This window comes from Mesorhizobium sp. P2_E7, assembly GCF_056403855.1.
Genome location: NZ_JBFUER010000001.1, coordinates 2,645,086 through 2,659,439, shown reverse-complemented (window position 1 = coordinate 2,659,439; position 14,354 = coordinate 2,645,086). Strand labels below are relative to the sequence as shown.

General features: G+C 62.8%; 15 protein-coding genes. 8 read left to right on the top strand and 7 right to left on the bottom strand.

From position 1 onward, the window contains the following. Window positions 1-55: 55 nt before the first annotated feature. From ychF to AC1DYC_RS13120, 4 genes are all read right to left on the bottom strand, one after another. Window positions 56-1,159: a redox-regulated ATPase YchF gene (ychF, locus tag AC1DYC_RS13135; protein ID WP_477406868.1), complete on the bottom strand. Its 1,104-nt coding sequence runs from the start codon at window positions 1,157-1,159 to the stop codon at window positions 56-58. 97 nt (window positions 1,160-1,256) lie between these two features. Further along, the gene (pth, locus tag AC1DYC_RS13130; RefSeq protein WP_477406866.1) at window positions 1,257-1,997 is read right to left on the bottom strand and encodes an aminoacyl-tRNA hydrolase; all 741 of its coding nucleotides are present in this window, start codon (window positions 1,995-1,997) and stop codon (window positions 1,257-1,259) included. Between the two features lie 21 nt (window positions 1,998-2,018). After that, the gene (locus AC1DYC_RS13125; RefSeq protein ID WP_352588437.1) at window positions 2,019-2,663 is read right to left on the bottom strand and encodes a 50S ribosomal protein L25/general stress protein Ctc; all 645 of its coding nucleotides are present in this window, start codon (window positions 2,661-2,663) and stop codon (window positions 2,019-2,021) included. Between the two features lie 307 nt (window positions 2,664-2,970). Beyond that, the gene (locus AC1DYC_RS13120) at window positions 2,971-4,008 is read right to left on the bottom strand and encodes a LacI family DNA-binding transcriptional regulator (protein WP_477406864.1); all 1,038 of its coding nucleotides are present in this window, start codon (window positions 4,006-4,008) and stop codon (window positions 2,971-2,973) included. Between the two features lie 284 nt (window positions 4,009-4,292). On the opposite strand from AC1DYC_RS13120, the gene AC1DYC_RS13115 reads away from it, so the two are divergent. The 7 genes from AC1DYC_RS13115 to AC1DYC_RS13085 all read left to right on the top strand — a co-directional run bounded on the left by AC1DYC_RS13115 (window position 4,293) and on the right by AC1DYC_RS13085 (window position 10,397). Then, the gene (locus AC1DYC_RS13115) at window positions 4,293-5,312 is read left to right on the top strand and encodes a sterol desaturase family protein (RefSeq protein ID WP_477406862.1); all 1,020 of its coding nucleotides are present in this window, start codon (window positions 4,293-4,295) and stop codon (window positions 5,310-5,312) included. A gap of 93 nt (window positions 5,313-5,405) precedes the next feature. Next, entirely contained in the window at window positions 5,406-6,386 is a 981-nt protein-coding gene (locus AC1DYC_RS13110) for a sugar ABC transporter substrate-binding protein (RefSeq protein WP_477406860.1), read from the top strand. A gap of 200 nt (window positions 6,387-6,586) precedes the next feature. Further along, a complete protein-coding gene (locus AC1DYC_RS13105; RefSeq protein ID WP_477408280.1) occupies window positions 6,587-7,588 on the top strand; it encodes an ABC transporter permease in 1,002 nt (333 codons plus the stop codon). Further along, window positions 7,588-8,379 (top strand): ATP-binding cassette domain-containing protein, encoded by a 792-nt coding sequence (locus AC1DYC_RS13100; protein ID WP_477332983.1) that lies wholly within the window; start codon window positions 7,588-7,590, stop codon window positions 8,377-8,379. The genes AC1DYC_RS13105 and AC1DYC_RS13100 overlap by 1 nt, the downstream gene beginning before the upstream one ends. Window positions 8,380-8,479: 100 nt before the next feature. Continuing rightward, on the top strand, window positions 8,480-8,791 hold the full coding sequence (locus AC1DYC_RS13095) for a MocE family 2Fe-2S type ferredoxin (protein WP_477406858.1): 312 nt from the start codon (window positions 8,480-8,482) through the stop codon (window positions 8,789-8,791). A 1-nt stretch (window position 8,792) separates the two neighbouring features. Beyond that, complete coding sequence (locus AC1DYC_RS13090; RefSeq protein ID WP_477406856.1) at window positions 8,793-9,575, top strand: TIM barrel protein; 783 nt, start codon at window positions 8,793-8,795, stop codon at window positions 9,573-9,575. Between the two features lie 9 nt (window positions 9,576-9,584). After that, on the top strand, window positions 9,585-10,397 hold the full coding sequence (locus AC1DYC_RS13085; protein WP_477406854.1) for a 3-methyl-2-oxobutanoate hydroxymethyltransferase: 813 nt from the start codon (window positions 9,585-9,587) through the stop codon (window positions 10,395-10,397). Between the two features lie 16 nt (window positions 10,398-10,413). On the opposite strand, the gene AC1DYC_RS13080 is transcribed toward AC1DYC_RS13085, so the two are convergent. Continuing rightward, the gene (locus AC1DYC_RS13080; RefSeq protein ID WP_477406852.1) at window positions 10,414-10,842 is read right to left on the bottom strand and encodes a MarR family winged helix-turn-helix transcriptional regulator; all 429 of its coding nucleotides are present in this window, start codon (window positions 10,840-10,842) and stop codon (window positions 10,414-10,416) included. A gap of 152 nt (window positions 10,843-10,994) precedes the next feature. Between AC1DYC_RS13080 and AC1DYC_RS13075 the strand changes: the two genes are divergently transcribed. Beyond that, window positions 10,995-11,837, top strand: coding sequence for an alpha/beta fold hydrolase (locus AC1DYC_RS13075; protein ID WP_477406850.1), 843 nt, complete (start codon window positions 10,995-10,997; stop codon window positions 11,835-11,837). Between the two features lie 76 nt (window positions 11,838-11,913). Here AC1DYC_RS13075 and AC1DYC_RS13070 read toward each other — a convergent pair whose 3' ends face one another. Together AC1DYC_RS13070 and AC1DYC_RS13065 are read right to left on the bottom strand one after the other, a co-directional pair. Then, window positions 11,914-12,828 carry an alpha/beta fold hydrolase gene (locus AC1DYC_RS13070; RefSeq protein WP_477406848.1) on the bottom strand — a complete coding sequence of 305 codons (915 nt, stop codon included), beginning with the start codon at window positions 12,826-12,828 and terminating at the stop codon, window positions 11,914-11,916. Between the two features lie 145 nt (window positions 12,829-12,973). Then, entirely contained in the window at window positions 12,974-14,218 is a 1,245-nt protein-coding gene (locus AC1DYC_RS13065) for an MFS transporter (RefSeq protein WP_477406847.1), read from the bottom strand. Window positions 14,219-14,354: the final 136 nt, after the last annotated feature.

The following is a 14,354-nucleotide window of genomic DNA, read 5'->3' as shown; positions in this document are numbered from 1 at the left end:
TTAGACCCGGCGACTGGCAAGGTCAAGCCAGGCCCACCTCATGGACATGGCACTCTTAAGTGTTGAACTTGAACAGCAGGACGTCACCGTCCTGGACGACATATTCCTTGCCTTCGTCGCGCGCCTTGCCGGCTTCCTTGGCCGCCACTTCGCCGCCCAGCGTGATGTAGTCGTTATAGGCGATGGTCTGGGCGCGGATGAAGCCGCGTTCGAAGTCGGTGTGGATGACGCCGGCCGCCTGCGGGGCCTTGTCGCCCTTGTGGATGGTCCAGGCGCGCGTCTCCTTCGGCCCGGCGGTGAAATAGGTGATGAGATGCAACAGATCGTAGCCGGCGCGGATGACCTTGTTCAGGCCAGGTTCGTCGAGCCCGAGCGAGGACAGGAATTCCATCTCTTCTTCATCCGAGAGCTGGGCGACCTCGGCCTCGATCGCGGCCGAGATCACAACGGTGCCGGCGCCCTGCGCGGTCGCCATCGTCTCCACGGCCTTGGTGTGTTCGTTGCCCGTAGCGGCATCGGCCTCGGCGACGTTGCAGACATAGAGCACTGGATGCGAGGTCAAGAGGTTCAGCCCCTGCAGGATGCGCAGATCCTCGGCTGAAATGCCCTTGAGCAGGATGCGCGTCGGCTTGCCGGCCTGCAGCAATTCGAGCGCAGCCTCCATCATCGGCAGCACGGTGGTGGCTTCCTTGTCCTTCGAGCCGGCGCGCTTGCGGATCTGCACGATGCGGCGCTCGAGGCTGTCGAGGTCGGCGAGCATCAGCTCGGTCTCGACCGTCTCGGCGTCGGCGACCGGGTCAATGCGACCCTCGACATGGGTGATGTCGTCATCCTCGAAGCAGCGCAGCACGTGCACGATGGCGTCGACCTCGCGGATGTTGGCGAGGAACTGGTTGCCCAGCCCTTCGCCCTTGGAGGCGCCGCGCACCAGGCCGGCAATGTCGACGAAGGAGATGCGGGTCGGGATGATTTCCTTCGACTTGGCGATCGCCGCGATCTTCTGCAGGCGCGGATCGGGCACCGCGACTTCGCCGGTGTTCGGTTCGATGGTGCAGAACGGATAGTTGGCGGCCTGCGCCGCCGCCGTCCTGGTCAACGCGTTGAAAAGCGTCGACTTGCCGACGTTGGGCAAGCCAACGATGCCGCATTTGAAACCCATTGTGTCCGGTCCTATCGGGAAAACTAGAAATTTGATGAGGGCTATGGGCGATAGGGGCGAGGAACGTCAAGCCCTGCGGCCCCAATCCTATCGAAGCTCAGTCCTTCTTGCCGAACAGTTTCTTCAGCATGGCGGCCATCGGGCCGCTTTCGGGCAGCTTGGCCGGCGCCTGCTGCGGCCGCGCCTGGCGAATGTGGCTCTGGGCTTTCGGGCCTTGCACTTTCGGCGCCTTGGGCGGTGGCCGGTCGTTGTCGTCGGTCGGCACGAGCTTGTCGCGCAAGGCCAGCGTCACGCGGTTCATGAAGGAGCTGTCGTCGCCCTTGGCCAGCAGCCCGGCATCGTCGGCGATGGTGTCGAGCAGAACGTTCAGCCATTCGCGGTCGGCCTTGGCGAAGTCGCCGAGCACATGGCCGTGCACCATTTCCCTGACGCCGGGATGGCCGACGCCGATGCGCACGCGGCGGTAATTCTTGCCGACATGCTGGTCGAGCGAGCGGATGCCGTTATGGCCGCCGGCGCCGCCGGCGACCTTGACCCGCAATTTGCCCGCGGGCAGGTCGATCTCGTCGTAAAAGACGGTCAGCGCCTCAGGGCCGAGCTTGTAGAAGCGCAGAGCTTCGCCGACCGGCTGCCCCGACAGGTTCATGAAGGTCTGTGGTTTGATCAGCAGGATCTTTTCGCCTGCAATGATGCCTTCGGCGATCAGGCCCTGGAACTTCTTCGACCAGGGCGAAAAGGAATGGCGGCGGGCAATTGCGTCCGCCGCCATGAAGCCGACATTGTGCCGGTTATCAGCGTATTTCGCGCCCGGATTGCCGAGGCCTGCAAAGACAAGCATCGTGCGCTCCGGACCCGAAAATTACTTCTCTTCGGCAGCAGGAGCCGCCGCTTCGGGGGCTGCCGCTTCCGCCGTCTCTTCCGCCTCCGGCTTCATCGCCGAGGAACCGGCAATGGTCGCGATGGTGAAGTCGCGGTCGGAGATCACCGGCTTGACGCCGGCCGGCAGGGTCACCGCCGAGATGTGGATCGAATCGCCAATGTCGGCGCCGGTGAGATCGACGGTGATGAATTCCGGGATCGCATTGGCCGGGCAGTGGAACTCGACTTCGTGACGCACGATGTTGAGCACGCCGCCGCGCTTGATGCCGGGCGACTTGTCTTCATTGATGAAGTGGACAGGCACGTCGACATTGACCTCGGTGTCCTTGCCGATGCGCAGGAAGTCGACATGGACCGGGAAATCCTTGACCGGGTCGAGCTGGAAATCCTTGGGCAGAACCTGGATTTTCTTGCCGTCGACATCGATCGTGGCGATCGTGGTCAGAAACCCGCCGCCATGGATTTTGTAGAAGACGTCCTTGTAGTTCAGCGCAATAGCCAGGGGAGGCTGCTTGTCGCCATAAATGACTGCAGGCACTTTACCGTTACGGCGAACTGCACGGGCGGACCCCTTACCGACCTGTTCGCGCGCTTCGGCCTTGAGCTCGTAAGTATCGTGGCTCATGGCATTTCCTTTCGCGTGTTATGGAGCGTTTGCGGCGGGCAATGTGCCTGGACCGTAAACGTCGAAAGCCGCCAGGCCTGGATATCCCAGAGAACGCGGCCGCTTTGACACGGAGCTTTGTTCGGGATCACCAAGGGGAAGGCAGCCTTCCGCCGCGTTGCCTCCAAGGGTGTCTACGCGGGTGGCGGCTCTATAGCGGAAGGCGGGAAAGGGTGCAAGTCGGTGGCAACGGTCTGCTTTGCACCGTGTTTGGACACTTCAAGGTCCAAAGCTGTCGATAGCGCCAGAGCGGGAAATATTCCACCGCCTAGATATTCTCCCGGGTATAAATCTCGAAAGGCAGGATGGTGGTGACGTTGCCGCTTTCGTTCGGCGCGGACACTGCGCGGATCATGCCGGCCAGCGCTTCCTGCGCGATGCGGGCGAGCGGGTGCGAGATGACGAAGGTCAGCGTGCCGTCGAGCAGTGCCGGGCGGGTCGAATCCATCAGTTCATAGCCGACGACGACGATGCTGCCGGCGCGGCCGGTGGAGCGCAGCGCAGCGATGGCGCCGGTGATGCCACCGCCTGCGACATAGAGGCCGGAAAGATCCGGATTTTCGTTGAGCAGCTTTTCGGTCATCTCTTGCGCGATCGCGCTGGATTCGAAGGTCAGCAGCGGCTCCAGCAGCGTGAAACCAGGCGCGTGCTCGCGGAAATAGGAGCGGAAACCGCTTTCGTTCATCTCCTGGCAGCGATAGCGATGATTGCCGACGAGGATGCCGAGCTTGCCGGGCGCCTTGCAGACATGCTCGAACACCCAGGCCGCGGTGCGCCCGACCTTCCAGCCGTCCAGTCCGATGTAATGAACCTGACCGGTCGCCGAGATCTGCGAGATCAGCGCAAACACGGGCACGTTGCGGGCCTGCAGCGCATCGACCGCCTGGCTGACGAGAGGATGGACCGCGGCGACAACGCCGACGGCGTCGCATTCGGCACCTAGCGCCAGCAGGCGGGCGGCGACGTTCTGCGGTGACAGATCGTCGAGAAACTCGGTGCGCAGTTCAATCTCGCAGTCAGGCATGGTCGGCGCCACCGCGCGCAGCGCCTCGGCGATGTTGCGATAGAAGGCGCGGCCGGGCTGGTGCAGCAGAAAGCCGAAGCGGTAGCGCGGCCGGGCGGCCGCTATGCGGCTGCGCAGCGCGCCCATGCCGTAGAAGCCGATCTGCTCGGCCGCCAGCCTGACGCGCTCGCGCGTGCCCTGGCGGACGGCGCCGGCGCCGCTCAGCACCCGGTTGACGGTGGCCACCGAGACCTTCGCCTCGGCGGCGACATCCCTGATCGTCGGTCGCTTGTTCTGATCCATTTCGTCTCATCCGTCTGTAGCAATTGATACGAAGATATCATTTGCCGCGCACGATTGATATGAATGACACAATCAATTTGGAATAAACATTCTATTCTTGATTCATTTTGGATCAAGATGTTTATCTCCGCAAAAGCAAGCAAGGCGGACGCACCCGCCAGCCCAGGGATAGCAGCAGCACAGCGCAGACGGGTTTTTGCCCACCGCCCCGGCGGTGCCTGGCAGCGCGCGCGTGTGGCCCATCCCAAGGCGTTGTGGTGCGGCATTGCGGGTGGAGGATTGGCATGGACGATCTCAAATACGGCGCGCGCGACAAGCGCGGTGACTGGAAGCCGAACGGGCGCATCGAAGGCGCGCCGTTGTTGAACTGGCCGCCCAGGCTGCCGAAAATCCTGGCATGGCTGCCCGGCTATATCTGGCCGTGGAATGCGTTCCACATGGCGACGGCGCTGATCTATTGGTTCTATGTCGTCCCCGGCGTCGAGACGATGAAGACGCTCAGTTGGGGCTGGGCGCTTTGGCTCTACGCCGTCAACGCCGCGGCGATCCTGGTGTTCTACGGCATCTTCGAGTTGCGCTATTACGTCAGGCGCGCCCAGGCGACGCGATTCAAATACAACCACAAATTTCCAGGGGATGCGCCCTCGGATGTGTTCTGGTTCCAGAGCCAGAACCTCGACAACTTCCTGCGCTCGTTCTTCATCACCATCCCGTTGTGGACCGTGGTCGAAGTCATTTTCCTGTGGTGCTTCGCCAATGGCTACGCACCATGGGTCAGCTGGTCGGATCATCCAGTCTACCTCGCAGCACTGGTGCTGATTGCGCCGGCCATCCACGAGGTGCACTTCTTCTTCATCCACCGCCTGATCCACTGGGGGCCGCTGTATCGCTGGATCCACTCGGTCCATCACAATTCGATCAACCCCTCGCCGTGGTCGTCGCTGTCGATGCATCCGGTGGAAGGCTTCCTCTATCACGCGGTGGCCTTCTGGCACCTTGTCATCCCGTCCAATCCGATCGTCGCGCTGTTCCAGCTGCATGTCGCCGGCTTCGGTGCCGTCAACGGTCATCTCGGTTTCGACAAGCTCGAGGTGAGCGAAGACACGGCCGTCGATAGCCATGCCTACGCGCACTACCTGCACCACAAATATTTCGAGGTGAACTACGGCGGCGACGGGCTGATCCCGCTCGATCGCTGGTTCGGCACCTGGCACGACGGCACCAGGGAGGGCGACGCCATGATGGACGCCCGCTTCCAGAAAAAGAAGGAACGCATGAACGCCAAGGCCGCGGCGAACCATTGATCAATTGACGCCACGCGCAACGGGAGGTGCGCACGCAGATGAATTCAACGTTTTTCTGAATCCGTCCAAGGACGGCAACCGGGAGGAAATGACATGAAACGCACCACGAACCTTTTGACGGCGATGATGACGGCCGCCGTGCTGGCGATAGGCGCCACAGCGGCGTTTGCCGACGGGGCGAAGATCTTCGTCATCGGCGGCAAGGCGGACGACCCGTTCTGGTCGAAGGTCAAGAAGGGCGCCGACGATGCCGGCAAGGTCGCCGAACTGACCGGCGGCTCGGTCACCTGGCTCGGTCCGCAGAACTACGACAATCTCGGCCCTGACGCGGCCAAGCTGATCCGCACCGCGCTCAGCCAGAAGCCCAGCGCCATCGTCGGCCCCGACTGGGTGCCGGAGGCCATGGATGACGCCTTCAAGGAAGTCGTTGCCGCGGGCGTGCCGCTCATCATCTACAATTCCGGCGGCATGGATGCAGCCAAACGGCTCGGCGCCATGAACTATGTCGGCAACGAAGAATACACGGCTGGTCTGGGCGGCGGCGCCTATTTCGGCAACCACGGCGCCAAGAACGTTTTGTGCGTCAACACCTTGCCTGGCTCCACCAACACCGAAGACCGCTGCAAGGGCATCGCCGACGCCATCGGCAAGAGCGGCGGCAAATCGAGCCAGCTGCCGCTGCCTTCATCCAGCTTCGGCAATCCGACCGCGGTCGCCGAAGCGATCAAGGCCGCCGTCTTGAAAGACAATACGCTCGACGGTGTCATCACCATCAGCGCCGGCGACGCCAACAGCGCGGCCAACGCCATCAGCCAGGCCAGTGTCGGCGACAAGGTCAAGCTTGCGTCGTTCGACATGGATGAAACCGGCCTGGAGCGCATCAAAGACGGGACACAATTGTTCGCTGTCGACCAGCAGCCCTATTTGCAGGGCTACCTCGCGGTGTCGCTGCTCAACGGCTTCGTCAACTATGGGCTGGACCTGCCGACGAAACCGGTGCTGACCGGGCCGGGGATCGTCGACGCGGCCAATGTCGAGGCGACGATGGGTGGCGCGGCGGCTGGCGCCCGGTAGTGCTGCGCAGTTGCCTTCTCCCCTTGTGGGAGAAGGTGGATCGGCGCGCAGCGCCGAGACGGATGAGGGTGTTGGAAGAAACGCCAACACCTCACTCCGCCCAGCCCCCTCATCCATCGTTCAAGCCAGGGAGCACTTCGATGACATCCCAAGCCCATCACCAACCTGCCGTGGCCGCGACCGCGCCACCCGCCTCTTCGATGCCCTCGCTCGGCAGTCTGGTGCGGCGCCCGGAGGTGGGCTCGCTGATCGGCATGATCGCCGTTCTGGTCTTCTTCTCGATCTTCGGCGGCGCCAATTTCCTGTCGGCCGGCGGGTCCGCCAGCTGGCTCAACGTCGCTTCGGAACTCGGCATCATTGCGCTGCCGGTGGGGCTGCTGATGATTGCCGGACACCTCGATCTCTCCATCGGGTCGATGATCCCGGCCAGCTCAATGACCATTGCCATCCTCTCGGGCCACTTCGGGTTGCCGATCATCGTCGGCATCCTCGCGGCGCTCGGCCTCGGGCTGGCCGTCGGCTTCATCAACGGGGTCCTGGTGATCCGCACCAAGGTGCCGTCCTTCGTCGTCACACTGGCAACGCTGTTCGCGCTGGCCGGCCTGACGCTCGGCCTCTCGGTCATCCTGTCCGGCAGCACGAGTGTGGCGCTGAAGAGCGGGCCGACCGCCAAGCTTTTGTTCGGCGACTATCTTGGCGGCAAGTTCCAGGTCACCCTGTTCTGGTGGATCGCCATCATCCTGATCGTCGGCTTCATCCTGAATTTCTCGCGCTTCGGCAACTGGATCCTGGCCATGGGCGGCGATGCGGTCAGCGCCCGCAATGCCGGCATCCCGACCGACCGGGTCACCATCGCGCTGTTCATGAGCAGCGGCCTGTGCGCTGCCTTCGTCGGCATGTCGCAGGCGATCCTCTACAACAGCGCCCAGGTGGCCGCCGGGCAGTCGTTCATCTTCAACTCGATCATCGCGGTGGTCATCGGTGGCGTGCTGCTGACCGGCGGCTATGGTTCGGTGGTCGGCATCGTGCTTGGCACGCTGACCTTCTCCATCGTCAACCAGGGCATTTTCTACACCGGTTTCGACGCCAACTGGGCGAGCCTGATCATCGGCGTCCTGCTGCTTGCCGCCGTGCTGATGAACAACACCTTCCGCACCATGGCGCTCACCTACGCACCGCGCACCAGACAGAGGGCCCGCTGATGACCACGCCCCTGCTCAGGCTGACCGCAATCAACAAGTCGTTCGGTCCGATCGACGTCCTCCATGACATTTCGCTGGAGGTTAACGCAGGCGAGGTGCTGTGCCTGCTCGGCGACAATGGCGCCGGCAAATCGACGCTGATCAAGATCCTCTCCGGCGTCCACAAGCCGACATCGGGGACAATGGAAATGGACGGCAAGGCGGTCGAATTCGCCAGCCCGCGCGACGCCAGCGACCATGGCATCGCCACCGTCCACCAGTTTGGCGGGACGTTCGCGCTGATGAGCATCGGCCGTTCCTTCTTCGTCGGCGCGGAGCCGACGCGGCGCTGGGGACCGCTCACCATCTACGATCGCAAGCGGGCCAACGAGATCGCCGTCACCGAGATGCGCCAGCTCGGCATCACCCGCATCGACGATGGCGACCGCCTCGTCGGCGGACTGTCCGGCGGCGAACGCCAGGCGCTGGCCATCGCGCGCGCCGTGCATTTCGGCGCCAGCGTGCTGATCCTCGACGAGCCGACCGCGGCCCTTGGCGTCAAGGAGGCGGCGCATGTGCTGCGCATCGTGTTGCAGGCACGCCGCAAGGGCATCGCGGTCATCTTCATCACCCACAATGTCGTCCATGCGCTGACCGTCGGCGACCACTTCGCCGTGCTGATCAGAGGCTCCAAGGCCGCCGATTTCCGCAAGGGCGAGAAAAGCCGCGAAGCGATCACCGATCTGATGGCCGGCGGCGAGCAGATGGCTGAGCTCGAAGCCGAGATCGAGAGCTTCAGCGCGACACAGTGAAGACGCCCATCTCCTCCTCCCGGGCATCTTCCTGTGCGGCCGGCGGAATTCCGCCGGCCGCCTTTTCAACCAACCAGAGACAGACTTGCAGGAACCAGCAATGGCAAAGTGGATTGATGCGTGTGCGACGGACGATATCGAGGAAGAGGACGTCATCCGTTTCGATCACGAAGGCCGGACCTTCGCCATCTTCCGCAGTCCGGACGATACCTTCTTCTGTACCGACGGGCTGTGCACGCATGAGAAGGTGCATCTCTGCGACGGGCTGGTTATGGAATACAGGATCGAATGCCCGAAGCACAACGGCGTGTTCGATTACCGGACCGGTGAAGCGGTGCGCGCGCCGGTCTGCGTAAACCTTAAAACCTACAACACGAAGGTCGAGGACGGCCGCGTGTACATCGAGGTCTGACATGTCCGATAGTTTTACGCTTGCGGCTTGCGCCGAAATGCTTTGGCGCGACCGGCCGATGGAATTCCGCGTCAAGCGCCTCACCGAAATGGGCTTCCAGGTCGGCCTGTGGAACTGGCCCGAGCATGACCTTGCAATGCTGGAGAAATCCGGCGCGACCTTCTCGATCATGAACGGCTATCTGCGTGGCCGGCTGGCCGATGACGAGGGCGCCGCCGAACTGTTGAAGACGGCAAAGGAGACGGCGGCGGTCGGCAAGCGCCTCGGCGTCGCACGGCTCAACCTGCACGGCACCGGACTGGGCGAGGGCGGCCTGCCGGTGACGCCTTGCGAGACCGTTACCGGCGCGATGTGGCTCAAGGCGCGCGATACGCTCAACCGCATCGCCGACCTCGCAGACGCCGAGGGCGTGACCTTTACGCTGGAGAATTTGAACCTTCCGGTCGACCATCCCGGCGTGCCGTTCGGGCGCGCGGAAGACACGCTGGCGCTGGTGTCGAGCGTGAACCGGCCGGGACTTCGTCTCAATCTCGACCTCTACCATGCGCAGATCGGCGAAGGGAATCTGATCGAGCTCTGCCGCGCCTGCCTGCCATGGATCGGCGAGGTGCAGGTCGCCGACGTTCCCGGACGCATGGAACCCGGCAGCGGCGAGATCAATTATCGAGGCATTGCCCGTGCGCTGAAGGACATGGACTATAGCGGGCCGGTCGGCATGGAGGCGTTTGCCTCCGGTGATCCCGAGGCGGCGCTCGAAGCCTTCCGCGAAGCTTTCACCGTCTGAGGAACGAGAATGGTCACCAAGAGCAGCCGACCCACCGTCGCCGACATCCGCGCCATGAAGAGCCGCGGACAAAAGATCTCCATGCTTTACGTCACGTCGCTCGAGGAGGCGGCGGCGGCGAACGCGGCCGGCGTCGACATGCTGTCGATCGAGGGCCGCTTCTTCTCGCCCGAAATGCGCGAGGCAGCCGGCCGCTGTTTCGTGCAGGTCGGGCTGCCCTACGGCCCCGCCGGCAATCTGGTCACCGCAGAGGATTATCTCAAAACCGCCTACCACTTCATGCGCATCGGCGGCGACTGCTTCTACTGCGCCGCCTCGCTCGATACCCAGAAGGCGCTCTGCGACAATGCGGTGCCTGTTGTCGCCCATGTCGGCCTGATCCCTTCGCAATGCACCTGGACCGGCGGCTTCAAGGCCGTTGGCAGGACCGCCGAGAGCGCGCGCGCCGTGTGGGATCACGTCAAGCGCCTGGAAGCCATTGGCTGCTTCGGCGCTGAGCTGGAGGTGGTGCCCGACCGGATTGGCGAACTGATCACCAGGAATACGCCGATGATCATGCTTGGCATGGGCGCCGGGCCGCATGCCGACGCGCAGTATCTTTTCAGCGAGGACGTGCTCGGCCACACGGCTGGCCACAGACCGCGCCACGCCAAGACCTACCGCAACTTCGCCGCCGAGTATGAACGGCTGCAGCGAGAGCGTGTCGCCGCCTATCGCGAGTTCATCTCCGACGTGCAGACGGGCGCGTATCCCGAACCGCAGCACGTGGTCCCTATCACCGACACGGAACTGTCCACTTTCAAGGCAGATCTGGGGCTGTAGCGTTTTCGCTGCCGACCTACCGGTCGCCGCTCAACGCATCGCGCAGCGTCTGGATCTGCCGGTTGAGCGCATCGAGCTGAGGCAGCGTCATGCCCGAGCGCTCGATCAGTGTTTCGTTGAGGCAGTTGCACTGGACGAGCAGGGCGCGGCCGGCAGGGGTCAGGTCGACCTGCACCTGGCGCTCGTCGGTCTGGCTGCGCTGACGGGTGACCAGGCCCGCCTGTTCCATGCGCTTCACCAATGGCGTGATCGTGCTCGATTCCAGAGCGAGCCTGTGCGCAATCGAGCCGACCGACATGCCGTCGGCCTCGGCAAGCGCGTTGAGCACGAGGTACTGCGGATAGGTGATCCCCATCTCGTCCAGCATCGGCTTGTAGGTGCGGTTGATCGCCATTGAGGTGGCGTAGAGGGTGAAACAGAGCTGATTGTCCAACGGGAGAGGCACGATATATTCCTTTGCCGACTGAGCGTTTCAGATATGTACCACGAAAAATTATATCGCGATATATATTTTCTGTAGACAAGGGTTTCGATCTGCGCTAGTCATATCGTTATCGCGATATTGATTATCGCGAAAGACAATTAACGGAGATTGAGATGACCAAGCCCGGCAGCAGCACGATCACCACCAAGGACGGAACCGAGATTTTCTACAAGGATTGGGGAACCGGCCAGCCCATCGTCTTCCATCATGGCTGGCCGCTGAGCAGCGACGACTGGGACGCCCAGATGCTGTTCTTCCTGTCGAAGGGCTACCGCGTCATCGCCCATGACCGGCGCGGCCATGGCCGCTCGACCCAGACCGATACCGGCAACGAGATGGACACCTATGCGGCCGACGTCGCGGAACTTGTGGCGCATCTCGACCTCAAGGGCGCCATCCATATCGGCCATTCCACAGGCGGCGGTGAAGTGGCCCGCTATGTCGCGAAGTATGGTTCAGGCGGTCGCGTCGCCAAGGCGGTGCTGCTCGGCGCCGTGCCGCCGATCATGCTGAAGACTGCGGCCAATCCCGGCGGCCTGCCGATCGAAGTGTTCGATGGCTTCCGCGCTGCCCAGGCCGCCAACCGCGCCCAGTTCTTCCACGATGTTGCAGCCGGTCCGTTCTATGGCTTCAACCGTCCCGGGGCTCAAGTCTCGCAGGCGGTCGTCGAGAATTGGTGGCGCCAGGGCATGATGGGCGGGACCAAGGCGCACTACGATTGCATCAAGGCGTTCTCGGAAACCGACTTCACCGACGATCTGAAGGCCATCGACGTGCCGGTGCTGGTCATGCATGGCGACGACGACCAGATCGTCCCGATCGCCGACTCGGCGCTGCTGTCGGTCAAGCTGCTCAAGAAGGGCGAACTCAAGGTCTACAAGGGCTTCCCGCATGGCATGGCGACGACCCACGCCGATGTCATCAATGCCGACCTCTTGGCCTTCATCAAGGCCTGATACCGTCTAGCTGGAACAAGCAAGGCACCCGCCGTCAGGCGGGTGCCTTGTGTTTTCATTGAAATGTCCGCGGGGCCTATTTGGCGAGAAAATCCGTGATCAGCTTGACGGTGGCGTCGGGATTTTCCTCCATGATCCAGTGACCGGAGGCGGGCACAATGCCACCGGTGACATCGGTCGCAACAAGCCGCAGTGTATCGGCCTGCGTGGTGCCGGCGGATTTTTCGCCGCCAACTGCCAGCACCGGCATGGTCAGTTTACCGCCGGCGGCGAGCATCGCCTGGTTGTCGATCGCGTCCTGGTCGAAGGCCTTGAACTGCTCGAAAGCGTCATGCATCGCATGCGGGCGGGCATAGAGTTTGGCGTAGTGCCTGCGCGTTGCCTCGTCGATCTTCTTGGGGTCGGCCGACAGCTCATTGTAGAAGCGGTCGAGATAGATGCGCTCGCGCCCCGCGACCAGCCGCTCCATGTCCGGGCCGCGGAAGTTGAAGTGCCAAAGCAGCGGGCTCTGCTTGATCTTTTCCCAGTCGCCGATTCCGGGCAGCGGCGCATCGATGATGACCCATTTGGTGATGCGCTTGGGATATTGCGCGGCAAGCGCGTAGCCGACCATGTTGCCGATGTCGTGCGTGACCAGGTCGGCCTTATCGATCTTCAGCGCGTCCATCACGCCGGCGATGTCGACGGCCTGGTTTTTCTTGGTGTAGCCCGCCTCCGGGTGAGCGGACAGACCCATGCCGCGCAAATCCGGCACGATGACGGTATGGTCCTTCGCAAGTGCCACCGCAGCGGCGCCCCACATGTCTCCGGTATCGGCAAAGCCGTGCAGCAGCACGACCGCGGGACCTTTCCCGCCGACGCGCACATAGAGTTTGGTCCCATTGGTTTCGACGGACTGCGTCTTGAAACCCGAGGGAAAGGGAACGATGCGTGCCATAGCCGGCACGGTAACAAAAAGCACACCCAACACAGCCAACACGATCTTGCGCATATCATTCTCCAGAGACGTTGAGGATCTGTGGCAGCGTTGCCCCGCGCGCACGTCTCGAACACTAACAGGCTTTTCACCTGGGGAAAGAATCAATAAGGGCGTGGCAGCTGCCACGCCCTTATTCGAGTGCTGAAGATCGGGGTTTTTAACTGGTCGCCGCCTGCGCCTTCCTGGCTTCCTTCATGTTGGGCAGGAAGACCGTCAGCAGGCCAAGCAGCGGCAGATACGAGCAGATCTGGAAGACGAAATCGATGCCCTTCATGTCGGCGATGACGCCGAGTACGGCAGCGGCGATGCCACCCATGCCGAAGGCGAAGCCGAAGAAGATGCCGGCGATCGTGCCGACACGCCCCGGCACCAGTTCCTGCGCGAAGACGACGATGTTGGAGAAGGCCGAGGACAGGATCAGGCCGATCAGCACGGTGAGCACCATCGTCCATTCGAAATTGGCGTAGGGCAGGGCCAGCGTGAAGGGCAGCACGCCGACGATCGAGAACCAGATCATCGCCTTCTGTCCATAGCGGTCGCCGAACGGGCCGCCGAGCAGGATGCCCAGTGCCGAGGCGCCGAGGAACAGGAACAGCATGACCTGGCTCATCTGCACCGACACGCCGAACTTATGGATGGAGTAGAAGGTGTAGTAGCTGGAGAGCGAGGCGATGTAGGCGTTCTTGGTCAGCACCAGCAGCGTCAGCACAGCCAGCGCTCCCATCACCTTGCGGCGCGGGAAGGGCGAGACGAAGCTAGTCGCCTTGCGATTGCCTTGCGCTGCGCGCATGCGGCTGTACCAGCCGCCGACCCGCGACAGAACGATGATGCCGATCAGCGAGCCGACGGCGAACCAGGAAATGCTGGTCTGGCCGAAGGGCACAACGATGAAGGCGGCAAGCAGCGGCCCCATCGACTGGCCGAAATTGCCGCCGACCTGGAACAGCGATTGCGCCAGACCAAAGCGGCCGCCCGAGGCAAAGCGGGCAATGCGCGAGGATTCCGGATGGAAGATCGCCGAGCCGATGCCGATCAGCGAGGCGCCGACCAGAAGCAGCGCATAATGGCCGGCATAGGCCAGCACGATCAGGCCGATCAGCGAGGAGGCCATGCCATAGGGCAGGGAATAGGGCATTGGCCGCTTGTCGGTGATCATGCCGATGACCGGCTGCAGCAGCGATGCCGTGACCTGGAAGGTGAAGGTCAAAAGACCGATCTGCCAGAAATCGAGACCGTAATTCTCTTTCAGCAGCGGATAGATCGCCGGCAGCAGCGACTGCATGATGTCGTTGATGCCGTGGCAAAAGCTCACCGCCAGAATGACGGTGAAGGCGGTTGCCTGGACTGATGGGAGGCTGGCGGACGCCGGCGGCGCAATGCTGGTGGCTGTGGTATCGGTCAAGGCAGGCTCCGAGGTCTTTTTGGCGGGTGTTTGCCCGCGGGCAGGCTTGGCGGCCGCTCCTGCGGACCGCCTTAAGGACGCTCGTCTGAAGCGCCTTGGGGGATGGTTGCCTTATAAGCTGCTTGCGAGGCGACTT